The sequence below is a fragment of the Pseudomonas sp. B21-040 genome (assembly GCF_024748695.1).
Classification (GTDB): Bacteria; Pseudomonadota; Gammaproteobacteria; order Pseudomonadales; family Pseudomonadaceae; genus Aquipseudomonas.
On record NZ_CP087176.1, the window covers coordinates 2,101,278 to 2,121,888 of the forward strand.

A 20,611-nucleotide genomic window follows, 5' to 3' on the forward strand; every position below is an offset into this window, starting at 1 on the left:
GGAAATGACCGGAAAGTCGCGTTTGAACCTGTATTTTGGGCGATTGACAATTGTCGGAAATTCCGTGAAGGTGACGTACCCAAATCAAACGGGCGTATGAATTGAGCGTTTGTATTTCAGATCGCTCCTACAGAATCCCGACTATCGCGTTGGAGGGTGTGCCGGGTGGATTGGCGTAGCATCGACGTTTAACGTCCTGCCGAGCCATTCACCTGCGTCCGACGTGTACTGTTCAGCTTCCATATCGTGGAGATCAGTTGATGATTTACGAAGGTAAAGCCATCACGGTTAAGGCTCTTGAAAGTGGCATCGTCGAACTGAAGTTCGACCTCAAGGGTGAGTCCGTCAACAAGTTCAACCGTCTAACCCTGAACGAACTGCGTCAGGCTGTAGACACCATCAAGGCAGATGCTTCGATCAAAGGCGTGATCGTCAGCAGTGGCAAGGACGTGTTCATCGTCGGCGCCGACATCACCGAATTTGTCGAAAACTTCAAGCTGCCTGATGCCGAGCTGGTTGCTGGCAATCTGGAAGCCAACAAGATTTTCAGCGATTTCGAAGACCTCAACGTCCCGACTGTCGCCGCAATCAACGGCATCGCCCTGGGTGGCGGTCTGGAGATGTGCCTGGCGGCGGACTACCGCGTCATGTCCACCAAGGCCAAGATCGGTCTGCCGGAAGTCAAACTGGGCATCTACCCAGGCTTCGGCGGTACTGTGCGTCTGCCGCGCCTGATCGGCGCCGACAACGCCATCGAGTGGATTGCCGCTGGTAAAGAAAACCGTCCTGAAGACGCGCTGAAAGTCGGCGCAGTGGACGCAGTGGTTGCTCCTGAGAAACTGCAGGAGGCGGCCCTGGAACTGATCAAACGCGCCATTTCCGGTGAGTTTGATTACAAGGCCAAGCGTCAACCGAAGCTGGAAAAGCTGAAGCTGAACGCAATCGAACAAATGATGGCTTTCGAAACCGCCAAAGGTTTCGTAGCTGGTCAGGCTGGCCCGAACTACCCGGCGCCGGTTGAAGCGATCAAGACCATCCAGAAAGCCGCGAACTTCGGTCGCGATAAAGCGCTGGAAGTCGAAGCCGCCGGTTTCGTCAAACTGGCCAAGACCTCTGCCGCGCAGAGCTTGATCGGTCTGTTCCTGAATGATCAGGAGCTGAAGAAAAAGGCCAAGGCCTACGACGAAATCGCCAAAGACGTGAAGCAGGCTGCCGTATTGGGCGCCGGCATCATGGGTGGCGGTATCGCTTATCAGTCGGCCTCCAAAGGTACGCCGATCCTGATGAAGGACATCAACGAGCACGGCATCGAGCAAGGCCTGGCTGAAGCCGCCAAGCTGCTGGTCGGCCGCGTTGATAAAGGTCGCATGACCGCCGCGAAAATGGCTGAAGTGCTCAACGGCATTCGTCCAACCCTGTCCTACGGTGATTTCGGTCACGTGGACCTGGTGGTTGAGGCGGTTGTCGAAAACCCTAAGGTCAAGCAAGCCGTACTGGCCGAAGTCGAAGACAAGGTCAAAGAGGACACCATCCTCGCGTCCAACACCTCGACCATTTCCATCACCTTGCTGGCCAAAGCCCTCAAGCGTCCGGAAAACTTCGTCGGCATGCACTTCTTCAACCCTGTGCACATGATGCCGCTGGTTGAAGTAATCCGTGGCGAGAAGTCTAGCGAGCTGGCGGTTGCCACCACCGTTGCCTACGCCAAGAAAATGGGCAAGAACCCGATCGTCGTCAACGACTGCCCGGGCTTCCTGGTTAACCGCGTACTGTTCCCGTACTTCGGCGGTTTCGCCAAGTTGGTCAGCGCCGGCGTGGACTTCGTCCGTATCGACAAGATCATGGAAAAATTCGGCTGGCCAATGGGCCCGGCGTACCTGATGGACGTGGTCGGCATCGACACCGGTCACCACGGTCGTGACGTGATGGCTGAAGGCTTCCCGGATCGCATGAAAGACGACCGCCGTTCGGCTATCGACGTGCTCTACGAAGCCAAGCGCCTGGGCCAGAAAAATGGCAAGGGCTTCTACGCCTACGAGACCGACAAGCGCGGCAAGCAGAAGAAAGTCGCCGATCCTTCGGTGCTGGAAGTGCTCAAGCCGATCGTTTATGAGCAGCGTGAAGTCACCGACGAAGACATCATCAACTGGATGATGATCCCGCTGTGCCTGGAAACCGTGCGTTGCCTGGAAGACGGCATCGTCGAGACTGCTGCCGAAGCCGACATGGGTCTGGTCTACGGTATTGGTTTCCCTCCATTCCGTGGCGGTGCGCTGCGCTACATCGACTCGATCGGTGTTGCCGAGTTCGTTGCCCTGGCTGACCAGTACGCTGATTTGGGCGCGCTGTACCACCCGACCGCGAAGCTGCGCGAAATGGCCAAAAACGGCCAGAGCTTCTTCGGTTAAGCGCCCCCAACTAGAGTGAGAGTGAACTTATGAGCTTGAATCCTAGAGACGTCGTGATTGTCGACTTCGGTCGTACTCCGATGGGCCGCTCCAAGGGCGGCATGCACCGCAACACCCGCGCCGAAGACATGTCGGCGCACCTGATCAGCAAATTGCTGGAACGCAACGTCAAGGTTGACCCGAACGAAGTCGAAGACGTGATCTGGGGCTGCGTAAACCAGACCCTGGAACAGGGCTGGAACATCGCTCGCATGGCGTCCCTGATGACTCAGATCCCGCACACGGCTGCCGGTCAGACCGTCAGCCGCCTGTGTGGCTCCTCGATGAGTGCGCTGCACACTGCTGCTCAAGCAATCATGACCGGCAACGGTGACGTGTTCGTCGTCGGCGGCGTCGAGCATATGGGCCACGTGAGCATGATGCACGGTGTCGATCCGAACCCGCACATGTCCCTGTACGCGGCGAAAGCCTCGGGCATGATGGGCCTGACCGCTGAAATGCTGGGCAAAATGCACGGCATCACTCGCGAGCAGCAGGATGCTTTCGGCGTGCGCTCCCACCAGCTCGCCCATAAAGCGACGCTGGAAGGCAAGTTCAAAGACGAAATCATCCCGATGCAGGGCTACGACGAGAACGGTTTCCTGAAACTGTTCGACTACGACGAAACCATTCGTCCGGAAACCACCCTGGAAAGTCTGGCGGCTCTCAAGCCTGCCTTCAATCCAAAGGGCGGCACCGTGACAGCCGGTACGTCGTCGCAGATCACTGACGGTGCCTCGTGCATGATCGTGATGTCGGCGCAGCGTGCACAGGACCTGGGCATCCAGCCTATGGCAGTGATTCGTTCGATGGCAGTGGCAGGTGTGGATCCGGCAATCATGGGCTATGGTCCAGTACCGGCTACACAAAAAGCACTGAAGCGTGCGGGTCTTGGCATTAACGATATCGACTTCTTCGAGCTCAACGAAGCTTTCGCCGCACAGGCTCTACCAGTGCTGAAAGATTTGAAAGTACTCGACAAGATGAACGAGAAGGTTAACCTGCACGGCGGCGCGATCGCCTTGGGTCACCCGTTCGGTTGCTCCGGTGCACGTATCTCCGGCACTCTGCTGAACGTGATGAAGCAAAATGGCGGCACCTTCGGGGTGGCTACCATGTGCATTGGTCTCGGCCAAGGCATCTCCACCGTCTTCGAACGCGTTTAAGCGTTCCGTTGACGGAAGCCGGGGCCAAGTGCCCCGGTTTTTGTTTTTCTGAATTTATTTTTGTTTTTATTTTGAAAAGATTTGAGTGAGGGCCAAACCATGCCGATACAACCTGGGCTCTACCAACATTACAAAGGTCCGCAGTACCGCGTATTCAGTCTTGCGCGGCATTCGGAAACTGAAGAAGAAGTGGTCTTCTACCAAGCCCTGTATGGCGATTACGGCTTTTGGGTACGTCCCTTGAGCATGTTTCTTGAGTCGGTCGAGGTTGACGGCGAACAGGTGCCACGCTTTGCTTTGGTGCAAGCCGAACCGAGCCTTTTTTCGAAGCCATAAGCTGAGTGCGCGCAAAACCCTGCGCTTGACCTCACCTTGTAGCCACTATATATAGCGGTGCCGCGTCAGGCGCCAACCGCCTTTCACTTCTAGAATTCAGGAATTTTCTGATCCATGGGCAAATCGCTGGTCATTGTGGAATCCCCGGCTAAGGCCAAGACCATCAACAAGTATCTGGGTAACCAATACGTGGTGAAGTCGAGTATCGGCCATATCCGAGACCTGCCCACCAGCGGTTCGGCTAGCGCCAGCAAAGAGCCAGCCGCGAAGCGCGGCAAGGCTGCCGCGGGCGAAGGTCCGGTGCTCTCGCCGAAAGAGAAAGCGCGCAAGCAGCTGGTCTCGCGCATGGGGGTCGATCCCGATCATGGCTGGAAAGCCAAGTACGAGATCCTTCCGGGCAAGGAAAAAGTCATCGAAGAGCTGCGCCGGCTCGCCAAAGATGCTGACACCATCTATCTCGCAACCGACTTGGATCGCGAGGGGGAAGCCATTGCCTGGCACCTGCGCGAAGCCATCGGTGGTGACGACAGCCGCTACAAGCGCGTGGTGTTCAACGAAATCACCAAGAAGGCGATTCAGGAAGCCTTCTCCAAGCCGGGCGAGCTGGACATCGACCGAGTAAACGCTCAGCAGGCGCGTCGCTTCCTCGATCGCGTGGTGGGTTACATGGTTTCGCCGCTGCTGTGGGCCAAAATCGCCCGTGGCTTGTCCGCCGGTCGCGTGCAGTCGGTTGCGGTAAAACTGGTGGTCGAGCGCGAACGTGAAATCCGTGCGTTCAACCCGGAAGAATACTGGGAAATCCATGCTGACCTCGGCACCGCCAAGGGCGCGACCGTGCGCTTCGACGTGGCTCGCGAGAAAGGCGAGGCCTTCAAGCCGCTCAACGAAGCCCAGGCCATGGCCGCGCTGGAAAAGCTCAAGGCTTCCAGCTACAGCATCGTCAAGCGCGAAGACAAACCGACCAGCAGCAAACCGTCGGCTCCGTTCATCACGTCCACCCTGCAACAGGCTGCAAGCAACCGCCTGGGCTTCGGCGTGAAGAAAACCATGATGATGGCCCAGCGTCTGTACGAAGCCGGCTACATCACTTATATGCGTACCGACTCCACCAACCTCTCGGCCGATGCCGTGACGATGGCGCGCACTTATATTGAAGGCGAGTTCGGCAAGAAGTACCTGCCGGAATCCCCGAACGTCTACAGCAGCAAAGAAGGTGCACAAGAGGCTCACGAAGCGATTCGTCCCTCCGACGCCAATACCGAGCCAAGCAAGCTGTCGGGCATGGAACGTGATGCCGAGCGCCTCTACGAGCTGATCTGGCGCCAATTCCTGGCTTGCCAGATGTTGCCGGCGCAATACCTGTCGACCACGGTCACCGTCGGTGCTGGTGATTTCGAGCTGCGTGCCAAGGGTCGCATCCTGAAGTTCGACGGTTACACCCGCGTCATGCCGCAAATTACCAAGCCGGGCGATGATGATGTGTTGCCAGATATGGCTCAGGGCGATGCGATGAAGCTGATCAAGCTTGATCCGACCCAGCACTTCACCAAACCGCCGGCGCGCTACTCGGAAGCGAGCCTGGTTAAAGAAATGGAAAAACGCGGCATCGGTCGTCCTTCGACCTACGCAGCGATCATTTCCACCATTCAGGACCGTGGTTACGTCGCGCTGCACAACCGTCGTTTCTATTCGGAAAAGATGGGTGACATCGTCACTGAGCGTCTGTCCGAGAGTTTCTCCAATCTCATGGACTACGGCTTCACCGCCGGCATGGAAGAGCACCTCGATGACGTGGCCCAGGGCGAGCGCGACTGGAAAAACGTACTGGACGAGTTCTACGGTGACTTCAAGAAGAAGCTGGAAGTAGCCGAAAGTCCAGAAAGTGGCATGCGTGCCAACCAGCCGGTCATGACGGACATTCCGTGCCTGACCTGTGGTCGCCCAATGCAGATTCGTACGGCCTCGACGGGCGTGTTCCTCGGCTGCTCGGGCTACAGTTTGCCGCCGAAAGAACGCTGCAAGGCCACCGTCAATCTGGTGCCCGGTGATGAGATTGCCGCGGACGACGAAGGTGAATCGGAGTCGCTGGTGCTGCGTGGCAAGCATCGCTGCCCGATCTGCAGCACGGCGATGGACGCATACCTGCTCGACGAGAAGCGCAAGTTGCACATCTGCGGTAACAACCCGGATTGCGATGGCTACGAAATCGAAGAGGGTACTTATCGCATTAAAGGCTATGAAGGTCCGAGCCTGGAGTGCGACAAGTGCGGCAGCGAAATGCAGCTCAAGACCGGTCGTTTCGGTAAGTTCTTCGGTTGCACCAACGCAACGTGCAAGAACACCCGCAAGCTGCTGAAGAGCGGTGATGCTGCGCCGCCGAAGATGGATCCGGTGAAGATGCCTGAGCTGAAGTGCGAGAAGGTCAACGACACCTATATCCTGCGCGACGGTGCTTCCGGCCTGTTCCTGGCGGCGAGCCAATTCCCGAAAAACCGCGAAACCCGTGCTCCGCTGGTCATGGAAATCGTGCCGCACAAGGACGAGATCGATCCGAAGTACCACTTCCTCTGCGAAGCGCCGAAGAAGGATCCGGACGGTCTCCCGGCGGTGATTCGTTATAGCCGCAAGACCAAAGAGCAGTATGTGCAGACAGAAGTCGACGGTAAGCCGACTGGCTGGAAGGCGTACTACGACGGCGGCAAGTGGAAGGTTGAAGACAAGCGTCCCGCTGCAAAGGCTTAAAGGATAGTGGGCCGACGCCGTCGGCCAATGGGAGCAAGCTCCCTCGCCACATTACAAAGGCCGCATGACAACCCTCGGGTTTTCATGCGGCCTTTTGTTTTGTGCTTGCGGGAAGCGGAGGTGATCCACGACACTGTCTGACCTGTGTGAAGCAATTATTTCGTTGTGGAGACTGCCGTCATGGCCCACGAACTCTATACCCGTACCAATCAGAAGATTTATTTCGCCGGTCTGTCGCTGGAGGCGCTCGCCAGAGCTGAAGAAGGGCGGGCAATGAACTCGCTGGCGCTGATCCAGGCGGGTCGCGAATCGGCGTTGTTTCACCTGTACGGTGCCTTGTTGGGGCTATGCCATGAAATCGCCGGGTTCTATCGTTTGCCTCAAGCTAATGCGCCTCGGGCTGAGTTGTTGCTGACTCGCGAAATACTCGAGACCATCGCAATTCCTGAAATGGCTGAAATGGTCGAGCTCGCGCAAAACCCTGAAACCTGGCTGGCCAAGTTGTTGGCGGCCCATGCGGCGTTGTTTCAACCTCCGCGCGCGCCGCACAAGCCTAAGGGTGACGTGACTCAGCCATTGATTCTGGCTGTTAACCTCGATGAAGAAGAGGCGCCAGAGGAACTGAGTCGGGAGGAGTTGGAAGGCTGGCGTCAGAACCTGAAAGGGCTGGCAATCCGGTTTCGAGAAGGGTTGAACGAGTGCTGACGGATTAGCCGGTATGACGGATGCCTTGAAAGGTGTCCGCTCAAGGATGGGTGCTGAAAGATATTTCCTTGCCATGACATCTGGTCAAGTTGCCGAGCGAAGCCTGACCGATGCCTATATAATCCCCGCCTTTCGTGGAGAACAGACCTTTATGCCAACGTCCTTTCTAGAAATTGTCGAGTTACCAGACGGTCGTATCGAGCTGCGCAGGGCCGAGGACGAGGGTTCTCTGGTCACTTTGGATTTCTCCGAGGATGCCAAAGCGTTCCTTCAAGGTCAGTACGTGGAAGTCGCCAAGGCGATGTTGAGCGTCGGTGTTCAGATGGCAGGGCGCCTGGTTGAAGGCGAATTTGATAAAGATCAGGGATCTCGCGTCCTTCATTGATCCCGCCCGTCGGATTGCAGGAATCGCTACAGATCGGCTTCTCTATCCTTGGAGAAGCCCCGCGCAGTTCAACGCGCGCATTGTTACTCGGTTAGCCCAATCGAATATTCAAGCTCTGTGCGTCCCCGGTTCGGGCGGCGCTGATCAACTGTTGCCGTGAAGTCGTGTTCAACGGATTGAGCCAGCTGACCACTGTGTGGCTGCGGCCCAGACGCAAGGCTTCGCAGGTCAACTGCTGGGCGCTTTGGGTGCCGCGAGGTTGCAACAGCAAGATGCGTTCGCGGTTAAGACCTGCATCCCGCAGCCAAGCCTGGGTCAGGCTCGCTGGCGGGGCAATCAATGTTAGCCAGCGTGCGTCCTGATCCTGGCTCAGCTCCCTGAGAATAGGTGCCAGAAGGTTCAGGCAGTTCCCGGCTGCACCACGTAGCGACAGCTCACTGAAGGCTTCGGGCTCGGCGCACCACGGCGACTCGACCACGTCTTTCAGGATCGGCGCCAATGGTTGCGCCATGAACGCCTCAAACAGCGGTAATTGGGCTTGCTGTGATGTGTGTGGGAACTGCATAAAGCCTCCTTTAGCGGCGAATCACGCCGACACTCAAGCCTTCAATCACCAGTTCCTGATCTTTCAGGTTCACTTCGATAGGGGCAAATTCAGGGTTTTCGGCAATCAACCAGACCTTGCTGCCGTCACGCTTGAAACGCTTGACCGTCACTTCGTCGCCAATTCGAGCGACCACGATTTGACCATTACGGGCTTCACGTGTGGTGTGCACGGCCAGCAGGTCCCCGTCGAAAATACCGACGTCTTTCATGCTCATGCCGTGAACCCGCAGCAAGTAGTCAGCGCGCGGATGGAAGAAGGCGGGGTTGATGTTGCAAGACTCTTCGATGTGCTGCTGGGCCAAAATGGGAGCACCGGCAGCGACTCGTCCAATGATTGGCAGCGTCGAGTCATCGGCCTTGGCTTCGAAGCCTGGAATACGAATGCCACGGGACGCGCCCGGAGTCATCTCGATAGCACCCTTGCGAGCGAGCGCCTTAAGGTGTTCCTCTGCTGCGTTGGGCGACTTGAAACCCAGTTCCTGAGCGATTTCCGCGCGGGTTGGTGGATAGCCGTTGTCTTCGAGGCAGCGTTTGATGAAGGCCAGAATCTCTGCTTGGCGTGGCGTCAGCTTTAGCATTTTGATCGCTCTGTCTTTTTATACAGTGACTGGGATTATATACAGTGAAAGCGTCTTGGCAATGCCCCTTTTTTCACCGACTGCCGGACGGTCGATCGACCCGCTGATTGAAGCTTTGCCGTTGTATGGTTAAATAGCTGACCGACCATTCCCAAATCGAACTGCCAGGCTTGACAACGCATAGGCTGAAACGTATGTTTCAAACAAGTGTTTGTCAGGCGGAGTAGCCATGGCCCAGTCGGAAACCGTTGAACGTATTCTTGATGCTGCCGAGCAGTTGTTCGCGGAAAAAGGTTTCGCTGAAACCTCGTTGCGTCTGATCACCAGCAAGGCCGGTGTCAATCTGGCGGCGGTGAACTATCACTTCGGTTCCAAGAAAGCGCTGATTCAAGCGGTCTTTTCGCGCTTCCTCGGGCCGTTCTGCATTAGCCTCGATAAAGAGCTCGAGCGGCGTCAGGCCAAGCCCGAGAACAAGCCGACTCTTGAAGAGCTGCTCGAAATCCTCGTCGAGCAAGCCCTTGTCGTGCAGCCTCGTAGCGGCAATGATCTTTCGATCTTCATGCGCTTGCTGGGTTTGGCCTTCAGTCAGAGCCAAGGCCACTTGCGGCGTTATCTGGAAGACATGTACGGCAAGGTGTTCCGTCGCTACATGATGCTGGTCAACGAAGCCGCACCGCGCATTCCACCGATCGAGCTGTTCTGGCGCGTACACTTCATGCTCGGTGCCGCAGCGTTCAGCATGTCGGGGATCAAGGCCCTGCGCGCGATTGCCGAAACCGATTTCGGCGTCAACACCTCCATCGAGCAAGTCATGCGCCTCATGGTGCCGTTCCTGGCTGCCGGCATGCGTGCCGAAACCGGTGTGACCGATTCCGCCATGGCGACCGCGCAGTTGCGTCCTCGCAGCAAGTCGGCCCCGGCTCCCGCCAAGGTTTAACCGCTCACGGGTGGGCGCGGCAGCTGACATCCGCTAAGCTAGCCGCCCATGCCGACTCTCGTTTTGAACCCGTTCCCCATTTGTATCGCCGACCTGCCGGGCTTTGCCCAAGGCGGCGAATTCGTGTGGGTCGGGTTTCTCGTTATCAAGGAATTTCTATGACTGCTGGCCTGCAAGGCTCGTTGATGGTGGACGTCGCCGGTACCTGGCTGACGGCTGAAGATCGCCAATTGTTGCGCCAGCCCGAAGTGGGCGGCTTGATCATTTTTGCGCGTAACATTGAAACTCCACGCCAGGTGCGCGAGTTGAGTGCTGCGATTCGTTCAATTCGCCCCGATCTGCTGCTGGCGGTGGACCAGGAGGGCGGTCGCGTCCAGCGTTTGCGCCAAGGCTTTGTGCGACTGCCGGCGATGCGCGCCATCGCCGACAATCCAAACGCCGAATACCTGGCCGAGCAGTGCGGCTGGATCATGGCCACCGAGGTGCTTGCCGTTGGCCTCGACCTCAGTTTCGCCCCGGTACTGGATCTTGATTATCAGCGCAGCGCCGTCGTCGGAACCCGTTCCTTCGAAGGTGACCCCGAGCGCGCCGCGTTGCTGGCCGGTGCTTTTATCCGGGGTATGAACAGCGCCGGCATGGCCGCTACTGGCAAGCACTTCCCCGGTCATGGCTGGGCTGAGGCGGATTCCCACGTCGCCATCCCGAACGATGAGCGCAGCCTCGACGAGATCCGCGCCAACGACCTGGTGCCGTTCGCCAAATTGAGCAAGCAACTGGCTGCCGTCATGCCGGCCCATGTTATTTACCCGCAAGTCGACTCCCAGCCTGCCGGCTTCTCTCGTCGATGGTTGCAGGACATCCTGCGCGGTGAGTTGCAATTCGATGGTGTGATCTTCAGCGACGACTTGTCGATGGCCGGTGCTCATGTGGTGGGCGATGCGGCCAGCCGGATCGAAGCCGCGCTGACCGCCGGTTGCGACATGGGCCTGGTGTGCAACGATCGCGCTGCTGCGGAGTTGGCGCTCAGCGCTGCCCAGCGGCTGAAGGTCAAACCGTCTGAGCGTATTGCGCGAATGCGCGGCCAGTCATACGCCAATACCGAATACCGTCAGAACCCGCGATGGCTGACGGCTGTCGGCGCGCTCAAAGACGCTCAACTGATTGAATAAGGACTTTACGTTATGACGGTTTACGCGATTATCGGTGGCACCGGCCTGACTCAACTCGAAGGCCTGAGCATTCGCCAGTCACTGGCAGTGGACACTCCGTACGGTGCGCCCTCGGCTGAAGTGCAGATCGGCGAATACGCCGGCAAGGAAGTGTTGTTCCTCGCCCGTCACGGTCATCCGCACCGTTTCCCGCCACATCAGGTGAACTACCGCGCCAACCTCTGGGCGTTGAAGCAGGCGGGCGCCGAAGCGATCCTCGCGGTCAACGCCGTGGGCGGGATTCATGCGGCGATGGGCACCGGGCATTTCTGCGTGCCGCATCAGTTGATCGATTACACCAGCGGTCGTGAACACACGTTTTTCGCCGATGAGCTGGAACACGTCACACACATTGACTTCAGCTATCCCTACAGCGAGCCATTGCGTCAGCAGTTAATCGCGGCGTTGGCGGCTGAAGGCGTCGGCTACAGCAGTCATGGCGTATACGCCTGCACCCAGGGGCCGCGGCTTGAAACTGTTGCGGAAATCGCCAGGCTGGAGCGTGATGGCTGCGACATCGTCGGCATGACCGGCATGCCGGAAGCGGCACTGGCTCGTGAGCTGGAACTGGATTACGCCTGCCTGGCGCTGGTGGTGAACCCGGCGGCGGGCAAGTCGACGGCGGTGATTACCATGGCTGAAATCGAGCAGGCATTGCATGACGGGATGGGGAAGGTGAAGTCGACGTTGGCGCGGGTGCTGAAAGGGTAAGGCAGGCTTTGCATCGAGTTGACCCAATCGCGGGCAAGCCCACTCCCACAGGATTGATGTTGACCTTGTGGGGGCGGGCTTGCCCGCGAAAGCAATCGATCAGACGCAGAGACGTCAGCGCTTCTCCAGCTTATCCGGCAGTGGCGCAAACAACGCTTCAATATCATCGTTCTGCAACTTCCAGTCCCCGGCCTTGCGTCCATCCAGAACGCCGGCAGCCAGGTCGGATTTTTCTTTTTGCAGATGCTGAATCTTCTCTTCCACTGTGCCCCGGGCAATCATCTTGTAGACGAACACCGGTTTCTCCTGGCCAATTCTATAAGCCCGGTCAGTCGCCTGGTTTTCCGTTGCCGGGTTCCACCAAGGGTCATAGTGAATCACCGTATCCGCTTCGGTCAGGTTCAAACCAACACCGCCGGCCTTCAGGCTGATCAGAAAAATCTGACGCTTGCCGCTCTGAAATTCCTTCACCGGCGCACGTCGGTCGCGGGTTTGTCCCGTCAGCAGCGCGTACTCGACGCCACGCTTCTTCAGTTCGACTTCGATAAGCGCCAGCATTGACGTGAACTGCGAAAACAGCAGAATCCGCCGACCTTCTTCAAACAATTCCTCAAGCATTTCCATCAAGCTGTCGAGCTTGCCCGATGTGCTGCCGCGAGACGGCAGGGCGGCATCGTTGACCAGGCGCAAATCACAGCACACCTGACGCAGCTTCAGCAGCGCCTCAAGAATGATGATCTGGCTGCGCGCTACGCCTTTGCGGGTGATCTCGTCGCGGACCTTTTTGTCCATGGCCAGGCGCATGGTTTCGTACACATCGCGCTGGGCTTCGTTGAGCTCGACCCAGTGAATGATCTCGGTCTTTGGCGGCAATTCTTTCGCGACCTGTTCCTTCGTCCTGCGCAAAAGGAACGGTTTGATCCGGCCGTTGAGGTGCGAAAGCCTGACTTCGCTTGCGCGTTTTTCAATCGGCACCCGGTAGTCGCTGTTGAAGCTTTTTACATCCCCCAGCCAGCCGGGCAGCAGGAAGTGAAACAGCGACCACAGCTCACCCAAATGGTTTTCCAGCGGTGTGCCACTCAGGCACAGGCGCTGGCGCGCATTGAGCTCGCGGGCGGCCTGGGCTGCCTTGCTGTTGGGGTTCTTGATGTACTGCGCTTCATCCAGCACCAGTACGTGCAATGGCTGCGCGGCGAGGCGTTCGACGTCCTTGGGCAGCAGCGCATAGGTGGTCAGGATCAAGTCGTAATCGGCCAGATGGTCGAAATGTTTTTTGCGACTGGCGCCGTACAGTGCCAGCACTTTGAGTTGCGGCGTGAAGTGCGCCGCTTCGTCGAGCCAGTTCGGGATCAGGCTGGTGGGCATCACCACCATGCACGGCCGATCCAGGCGCCCGGCATTTTTCTCGGTAAGAACATGCGCCAGGGTTTGTAGGGTTTTGCCCAGGCCCATGTCGTCCGCGAGAATCCCTCCGACCTCCAGTTGCCGTAACGACTGCATCCAGCTCAGGCCTTCCAGCTGATAGGGGCGCAGGGTTGCGTTCAAGCCTTCCGGTACGGTCGCGGTGTAGTCCTTGATGTCGCGAAGACGCTGGGCGAACGAGCGGATCTGTTCCCCGCCTTCCCACAGCAGCGGCATGTCTTCCAGCGGATTCAGGCGCGTGGCGTCAGCCTTGCTCAAGCGCAGCGTGGTTTCGCCGGGTTCTTGCAGATAGAACTCGCCGAGCGTCGCCAGTACCGGCTTCAAGCGCCCGAAGGGCAGGGCGACTTGCAGCGGGCCGTATTCGGAGTTCGGACGATTGGGAATGTTCACCAGAATCAGCTCGTCGTCGCGCCGGCGGGCCAGGCGCTCCGGGTTGAGGATTTCGGTGTGGGAGCGCATCAGGTTCAACAGGATCGGCAGTAAACTCAGGCGCTCGCCATTGACGATAATCCCCAGCTCGAGATCAAACCAGTCGCGCTCCGGTGCCTGCTCGACGGTGGCGTACCAGTCGTCCACGGCGGTCAGGTCGAAACCGAAGTCTTCGTCGATCTGCAATTCCCAACCTTGGGTGCGCAGCTTCGGCAGCTCATTCAGGGTGAACGTCAGCCAGGCACTGTCATTGACCATCTCGTAGAGCTCGCCGGCGCTTTCCGGCAACGCTTTACTTTGCCGGGTGGCAATCTTGAAGCCAAGGATTCGCAGCTGTTCTCTGTAGGTTTGTTCGACGTCCGGGTGACGTTTTATCCGCAGCGTCTGGGTTTCCTGGCGAATCAGGATGTCGGTGTTCTTTTGTCCGCAGACGTATTCATCCAGATAGCTGAAAGACAACGCCGCGCGATGCTGGATATAGCGCTGCATTTTGCCGTTGCGCGGTTCGAAAGCGCTGAACTCGATACTCGCCAGCCACAGTCGCGGCACCGGTTGGACATTATCCACCAGGATTTGCGGAGGTGCTTTCGGGCTGCGGTTTTCCAGCACGGCCTGAAGTTTTTCCAGTAGCTCGGCGTCCTGCGCGGCGGCGGGGTAGTCCAGGGTTTCCTGGACCTTCAGCAGTACCGCTGCGCAATGTTTGCAGTTGTTGTGAACCGGGCAGGTGCACGTCGCGTCGACCATCAGCAAGGTGGCTTTGGCCGACTCGCGCAGGCGAATGGTCTGACGGTAAACGTTACCGCCAGAACCTTCGCACGCGGCGATAATCGTAGCATCGCCGACCTCGACGATTCTGACGCGATTCTCCAGGGCGTAGCGACGGCCGCGCTCCAGGCTTTGCTCTTTGAACCGGCTGACCCAGGAAGGTCCCAGGGGTTTGCTCAGGGTCGAGGTCATAGGGACTTCAATCAGTCCGGAATTTCATCGGGGACTGGCCGAGGTGCAGGGGCGGTAAGCGAGGTGATCTTGATCAGCAAGCCGAGGTGGCCGTTGTCGAGGAAGTTCAGCTGGCCGTTCTTGGTATGGCTTTCTTGCTTGAGGCGCTCGCTGGCGGTGACCATGCCGTTGGCGTCGATCTGGTTAACCCAGAAATCGGCGTCTACGTCGGTGAATCGTCCCAATTTCAGGTTCAGCGTGCCCTCGATCGGGAATTGGCCGAACTGTTCCTTGCCGTCGCTGATCGCGATTTTGCTCGGTGCTTCACCGAGTGTCTGTTGCCAGGCTTTGTGCAGCAACACGGTGTAGTCGGCGCTGGCGGTGAGTTTTTCCACTTCGCCATTCAGGCTTGGCGTACGCAGGCTGTCAGGTTTGATGCTTTGTGCGCCGGCGGCCCAGTCTTCCGGTGCTGCGCGGCTAACGATAGCAGGCACAGCGTTTTGGCGGACCAGAATCATTTCGACCTGATACAGGTCATCGGCAAACGCCGTTGGAGCGACCAGGGTTGTCAGCAAGGTCAGTAAGCGAAACAGGCGCATGCGGCGTCCTTCAAGCAGTTTTCGGGATGAGGCACTCAAGCAGCGCCTCTACAGTATTAAAGCGCTCTTGCGGGCTTTCCATCGGGACCATGAATTTAAACATCGTGGCACCTTCGAATTTGTAGCGTTTGGGTTGGCCCTGAATCAGTTTGATCAGTGTCAGCGGGTCGACCGGCGTCTGCGCCGCGAACTCGATGCGGCCACCTTGCGGGCCGCCGTCGACTTTCTTGATGCCCAGCAGTTCGGCCTGCAGCTTCAGCGCGGTGATGCGCATCAGGTTCTTGGTCGGTTCCGGCAACAGGCCGAAACGGTCGATCATTTCAACTTGCAAGTCTTTGAGGCCATCTTCATCGGTGGCCGAAGCAATGCGTTTGTAGAGAATCAATCGGGCGTGAACGTCCGGCAGATAGTCTTCGGGAATCAACGCCGGAACGCGCAGATTGACTTCCGGGCCACCGCCCAACGGCTGATCCAGGTTGGGTTGCTCGCCCTTGCGGATCGATTTCACCGCGCGCTCGAGCATTTCCATGTACAGCGTAAAGCCAACCGCCTGGATCTGCCCGCTTTGACCGTCGCCCAGCAACTCACCTGCGCCACGGATTTCCAGGTCGTTGGTGGCAAGCACGAAGCCCGCGCCGAGGTCCTGGGTGTTGGCAATCGCTTCCAGGCGTTTTTCTGCGTCCGGGGTAATTTGCTGGCGCGGCGGCGTCAGCAGGTAAGCGTAAGCCTGGTGGTGACTGCGCCCGACACGGCCGCGCAACTGGTGCAGTTGTGCCAGCCCGAATTTGTCGGCGCGCTCGATGATGATGGTGTTGGCGCTCGGCACGTCGATGCCGGTCTCGATGATGGTCGAGGCGATCAGCACGTTGAAGCGCTTGTGGTAGAAGTCGCTCATCACCTGTTCGAGTTCGCGTTCGCGCATTTGTCCGTGGCCGATGCCGATCCGCGCCTCTGGCACCAGTTCGGCGAGGTCGGCGGCGCATTTCTCGATGGTCTTCACGTCGTTGTGCAGGTAGTAAACCTGACCGCCACGCAGCAATTCCCGCAGCAGGGCCTCTTTGACCGTGCTCTTGTTCTGCTCCATGACGAAGGTGCGCACCGACAGGCGACGAGCCGGCGGGGTTGCGATGATCGACAGATCGCGCATGCCCGACACTGCCATGTTCAGCGTGCGCGGAATCGGCGTGGCGGTCAGGGTAAGAATGTCGACTTCGCTGCGCAACGCCTTCAGCTGTTCCTTCTGACGAACACCGAACCGGTGCTCTTCATCGATGATCACCAGCCCAAGGTTTTTGATCTTCACGTCATCTTGCAGCAACTTGTGGGTGCCGATGACGATGTCGATCTTGCCTTCGGCGAGATCCGCGACCGCGGCGTTCACTTCCTTGGTCGACTTGAAACGACTCATCACTTCCACGGTCACCGGCCAATCGGCAAACCGGTCGCGGAAGCTGTTGTAGTGTTGCTGGGCGAGCAGGGTGGTCGGTACCAGAATGGCGACCTGACGACCGCCGTGCACGGCGATGAAGGCGGCGCGCATCGCCACTTCGGTCTTGCCGAAGCCAACGTCGCCGCAGACCAGGCGGTCCATCGGCTTCGGCGCGAGCATGTCGGCGCGTACCGCTTCAATGGTGGTTTGCTGGTCCGGGGTTTCTTCGAACGGGAAACCGGCGCTAAAGGTCGCGTAGTCGGCTTTCGGGTCTTCGAAGGCATAGCCTTCGCGCGCTGCACGACGTGCGTAGATGTCGAGCAGTTCGGCAGCCACGTCGCGCACCTGTTCGGCGGCTTTGCGTTTGGCTTTTTGCCAGGTTTCGGAGCCGAGACGGTGCAGCGGGGCCAAGGCATCGTCGCTGCCGGTGTAGCGAGCGATCAGGTGCAGGTTGGCCACCGGCACGTAAAGCTTGGCGCCTTCGGCGTATTGCAGCGTGAGGAATTCGGCCGCCTGATCGTCGATTTCCAGCGTCGCCAGCCCGAGGTATCGACCGACACCGTGATCGATATGCACCACCGGCGCGCCTTCGCGCAGTTCGGTGAGGTTCTTGATGACCGCATCGTTATTGGCGTCGGCGCGTTTTTCGCGACGACGGCGCTGCATCACTCGCTGACCGAACAGCGGGCTTTCGGCAACTAGCGCCAGCGCCGGATCATCGAGCACCAAGCCTTCGTCGAGCGGGGCAATGGTGATCGCCAGGCGTTCTTTGCTGGAGACAAAGTCCGGCCAGCTGTCGACGGTTTTCGGTCGCAGTTTCAGGCGTTCGAGTAATTCCAGCAGCACTTCGCGACGGCCCGCCGACTCGGCGGTAAACAGAACGCGTCCGGGGAATTCATCGAGGAAGCCGGCCAGTGCCGCCAATGGCTGAGTGGCCTTGGCTTCAATGGCCAGGTTTGGCAATTCCCGCGCCGGGAAGCGCTCTCGACCGACACCGGTTTCCACGTCCTGTTGGCTGGCGACGACGCGGGGCCAGGTCTTCAGGCGTGCAAAGCAGTCTTCGACTGGAAGGAACAACTCGGCCGGCGGTAATAAAGGACGGGACGGGTCGACACGGCGTTCTTCGTAGCGATTGCGCACGTCGTTCCAGAAATTCTCCGCCGCCTGCTCGATGCCCGGCAGGGAAAACACTTGCGTGTCCTGCGGCAGGTAATCGAACAGCGTCGAGGTTTCCTCAAAGAATAGCGGCAGGTAGTACTCGATACCTGCTGGTGTGATGCCACTGCTCAAATCCTGAAAGATCGGGCAGCGACGGAAATCGACATCGAAGCGCTCGCGAAAGCGTGCCTTGAAACGGGTGACCGCGTCTTTTTGCAGCGGAAACTCCCGCGCTGGCAGCAAGCGGACAGTGTCGACCTTATCGATGGAGCGCTGGTTTTCGGGATCGAATGTGCGCAGCGTCTCGATTTCATCATCAAACAGGTCGATGCGGAACGGTAGTTTGCTGCCCATCGGGAACAGGTCGATCAGCGAGCCGCGCACGGTGAATTCGCCGTGCTCGTACACCGTGTCGACATAGCGATAACCGCTGGCTTCAAGCCGCGTGCGCATTTGTTCGACGTCGAGTTTCTGGCCAACATCCAGCACCAGGCTGCTGCCGAGCAGGAATTTGGTCGGCGCCAGGCGATGCAGGGCTGTGGTGATCGGCACCACCAGAACGCCATGGTTCAGCTCCGGCAGCCTATATAAGGCAGCGATGCGCTGGGAAATGATGTCCTGGTGCGGCGAAAACAGATCGTAGGGCAGGGTTTCCCAGTCCGGGAAATGCAACACGGGCAAATCCGGGGCGAAGAAGCTCAGCTCCTGCTCCAGCCGTTCGGCGCTTTGGCTATCGGCGGTCAGCAGCAGGGTAAAGCGCTTGGCAGCGCTGGCAGCCTCGGCAATCGCCAGGCTGAGGGCAGCACCGGGCAGGTTGCCCCAATGCTGTTTACCTGCCGCGGCAGGGAGAAGCGGTAGACGCAGAACGGGCACGGAAGGTTGAGCTCCAAGCGTTGCGACAAAGTCGGTAATTGTAGCGGTCCCGGGTGCCGCCTGTCAGTTGCAGACTGTGTCTATTACGCAGGTTTGGCGAAATGTAGTGGTAAAGACAAAATTCGGCGGTTTTTTACTGGAAATGACTGGGTATGTAGTGGCAAAACCAATGAGTGTTACGGAGGGTTACGGATAAGGGCGCGCTGTCTCCAAAAAATTGACTGCGCTGAAAGCCCCGGTTTTATTGGGCTTTGGCGAGGCGTGATTTTTTTGAACAGGAAAATGTTACGGATCGCACGACAAGCGCGCATTGCTACGGGAGGGAGTCGGCGGCATAATGTAGCCCCTTTTTTCTGCCCCTACATGTGGAAGGTTCCCGTGACTCAGAAGCCCGACCAGTGTCTTGGTGAATGGATCGACCGTGAAGCACTCGCAGAAGCGATGATTCCGCTTATCGGTCAGCTCTACCGCAATAACAACGTGGTGAGCTCGATCTATGGCCGCAGCCTGATCAACCGTTCAGTCATTGCGATTCTCAAAGCTCACCGCTTTGCTCGTCATCGTCAGTCCGATGACAGCGAATTGTCCGTCCACGAAACATTCCCGCTGCTCAAAGCGATGAGCGAGCTCAAGCTCGGCGCCGCTTCGGTAGACCTGGGCAAGCTTGCGGTCAAGTTCAAGACCGAAGGCAAAGGCCGTACTGCCGAGCAGTTCGTCCGTGAAGAACTGGCTGATGTGGTTGGTCAGCAAAACGTTGCCGCGCGCAAAGGCACCGACGTTGTCCTGTACGGCTTCGGTCGTATCGGCCGTCTGCTGGCGCGCATCCTGATCGAGAAAACCGGTGGTGGCGACGGCCTGCGTCTGCGCGCCATCGTTGTCCGCAAGGGCGCCGAGAACGATCTGGTCAAGCGTGCAAGCCTGCTGCGTCGTGACTCGGTTCATGGTCCGTTCGATGGCACCATCACCATTGATGAAGCCAACAGCACCATCACCGCCAACGGCAACCTGATCCAGGTTATCTACGCGAAAAACCCGACTGAAGTGGACTACACCCAGTACGGCATCAAAGACGCGCTGCTGGTGGACAACACCGGTGTATGGCGTGATGCCGACGGCCTGGGCCAGCACTTGGCTTGCCCGGGGATCGATCGCGTTGTTCTGACCGCGCCAGGTAAAGGCAAGCTGAAGAACATCGTTCACGGCATCAACCACGGTGAAATCACCGCTGATGACAAGATCGTTTCTGCCGCTTCCTGCACCACCAACGCCATCGTGCCGGTGCTGAAAGCTGTCAACGACAAGTTCGGCATCATCAATGGTCACGTTGAAACCGTTCACTCGTACACCAACGACCAGAACCTGATCGACAACTTCCACAAAGGCGATCGCCGTGGCCGTAGCGCCGCGCTGAACATGGTTATCACCGAGACCGGTGCTGCCACTGCTGCTGCCAAGGCTCTGCCTGAACTGGCTGGCAAGTTGACCGGTAACGCGATCCGCGTTCCGACGCCAAACGTGTCGATGGCCATTCTCAACCTGAACCTTGAGAAAGCCGCCACCCGCGAAGAGATGAACGAGTACCTGCGCTACATGGCGCTGCACTCCGATCTGCATAAGCAAATCGACTACGTCAATTCGCAGGAAGTGGTTTCCACCGACTTCGTTGGCTCGCGCCACGCAGGTGTTGTGGACGCTGAAGCGACCATTACCCAAGACAACCGCGTTGTTCTGTACGTTTGGTACGACAACGAGTTCGGTTACAGCTGCCAGGTAGTTCGCGTAATGGAAGACATGGCCGGTGTAAACCCGCCAGCTTTCCCGCGCTAAGCGCTATCCGCTGCAAATGAAAACGCCCCGACCTAGGTCGGGGCGTTTTTGTTTGTGCGGTGATCATACCCTCATTTCTATCGCATAATGGCGGGCCTTGACGGCGTGTCTGGGCTT

The 20,611-nt window shown here is 58.3% G+C and carries 15 protein-coding genes; 10 read left to right on the forward strand and 5 right to left on the reverse strand.

What is annotated here, in order from left to right; translation table 11 throughout:
• Positions 1-260: 260 nt before the first annotated feature.
• The 6 genes from fadB (at position 261) to LOY55_RS09495 (ending at position 7,781) form a co-directional block, all read left to right on the forward strand.
• Entirely contained in the window at positions 261-2,408 is a 2,148-nt protein-coding gene (fadB, locus tag LOY55_RS09470; protein ID WP_109785937.1) for a fatty acid oxidation complex subunit alpha FadB, read from the forward strand.
• A gap of 29 nt (positions 2,409-2,437) precedes the next feature.
• A complete protein-coding gene (fadA, locus tag LOY55_RS09475) occupies positions 2,438-3,613 on the forward strand; it encodes an acetyl-CoA C-acyltransferase FadA (RefSeq protein WP_007944141.1) in 1,176 nt (391 codons plus the stop codon).
• A 99-nt stretch (positions 3,614-3,712) separates the two neighbouring features.
• Positions 3,713-3,949, forward strand: a complete 237-nt coding sequence (locus LOY55_RS09480; RefSeq protein ID WP_046026993.1) for a DUF1653 domain-containing protein — start codon at positions 3,713-3,715, stop codon at positions 3,947-3,949.
• Between the two features lie 114 nt (positions 3,950-4,063).
• Complete coding sequence (topA, locus tag LOY55_RS09485; protein ID WP_109785936.1) at positions 4,064-6,691, forward strand: type I DNA topoisomerase; 2,628 nt, start codon at positions 4,064-4,066, stop codon at positions 6,689-6,691.
• A gap of 180 nt (positions 6,692-6,871) precedes the next feature.
• Entirely contained in the window at positions 6,872-7,396 is a 525-nt protein-coding gene (locus LOY55_RS09490; protein WP_046026991.1) for a DUF6586 family protein, read from the forward strand.
• Positions 7,397-7,547: 151 nt separating this feature from the next.
• The gene (locus tag LOY55_RS09495; RefSeq protein ID WP_007944145.1) at positions 7,548-7,781 is read left to right on the forward strand and encodes a hypothetical protein; all 234 of its coding nucleotides are present in this window, start codon (positions 7,548-7,550) and stop codon (positions 7,779-7,781) included.
• A gap of 91 nt (positions 7,782-7,872) precedes the next feature.
• On the opposite strand, the gene sulA is transcribed toward LOY55_RS09495, so the two are convergent.
• Complete coding sequence (gene sulA, locus LOY55_RS09500; RefSeq protein WP_046026990.1) at positions 7,873-8,346, reverse strand: SOS-induced cell division inhibitor SulA; 474 nt, start codon at positions 8,344-8,346, stop codon at positions 7,873-7,875.
• Between the two features lie 10 nt (positions 8,347-8,356).
• Positions 8,357-8,965: a transcriptional repressor LexA gene (gene lexA / locus LOY55_RS09505; protein WP_046026989.1), complete on the reverse strand. Its 609-nt coding sequence runs from the start codon at positions 8,963-8,965 to the stop codon at positions 8,357-8,359.
• A gap of 229 nt (positions 8,966-9,194) precedes the next feature.
• Here lexA and LOY55_RS09510 point away from each other — a divergent pair, with 229 nt between their 5' ends.
• The 3 genes from LOY55_RS09510 to LOY55_RS09520 all read left to right on the forward strand — a co-directional run bounded on the left by LOY55_RS09510 (position 9,195) and on the right by LOY55_RS09520 (position 11,821).
• A complete protein-coding gene (locus LOY55_RS09510; protein ID WP_109785935.1) occupies positions 9,195-9,902 on the forward strand; it encodes a TetR/AcrR family transcriptional regulator in 708 nt (235 codons plus the stop codon).
• A gap of 170 nt (positions 9,903-10,072) precedes the next feature.
• On the forward strand, positions 10,073-11,071 hold the full coding sequence (gene nagZ / locus LOY55_RS09515) for a beta-N-acetylhexosaminidase (protein WP_177412240.1): 999 nt from the start codon (positions 10,073-10,075) through the stop codon (positions 11,069-11,071).
• 12 nt (positions 11,072-11,083) lie between these two features.
• Entirely contained in the window at positions 11,084-11,821 is a 738-nt protein-coding gene (locus LOY55_RS09520) for an S-methyl-5'-thioinosine phosphorylase (RefSeq protein ID WP_109785934.1), read from the forward strand.
• Positions 11,822-11,935: 114 nt separating this feature from the next.
• Here the strand turns inward: LOY55_RS09520 and LOY55_RS09525 are convergent, their stop codons facing one another.
• From LOY55_RS09525 to mfd, 3 genes are read right to left on the reverse strand one after another with little or no spacing between them, the layout of a single operon-like run.
• The gene (locus LOY55_RS09525) at positions 11,936-14,629 is read right to left on the reverse strand and encodes a DEAD/DEAH box helicase (protein ID WP_223523365.1); all 2,694 of its coding nucleotides are present in this window, start codon (positions 14,627-14,629) and stop codon (positions 11,936-11,938) included.
• An 11-nt stretch (positions 14,630-14,640) separates the two neighbouring features.
• Entirely contained in the window at positions 14,641-15,207 is a 567-nt protein-coding gene (locus tag LOY55_RS09530; RefSeq protein WP_109785932.1) for a CsiV family protein, read from the reverse strand.
• Between the two features lie 10 nt (positions 15,208-15,217).
• A complete protein-coding gene (gene mfd, locus LOY55_RS09535) occupies positions 15,218-18,667 on the reverse strand; it encodes a transcription-repair coupling factor (RefSeq protein WP_046026983.1) in 3,450 nt (1,149 codons plus the stop codon).
• 363 nt (positions 18,668-19,030) lie between these two features.
• Here mfd and LOY55_RS09540 point away from each other — a divergent pair, with 363 nt between their 5' ends.
• Positions 19,031-20,494, forward strand: a complete 1,464-nt coding sequence (locus LOY55_RS09540) for a glyceraldehyde-3-phosphate dehydrogenase (RefSeq protein ID WP_046026982.1) — start codon at positions 19,031-19,033, stop codon at positions 20,492-20,494.
• Positions 20,495-20,611 lie beyond the last annotated feature (117 nt).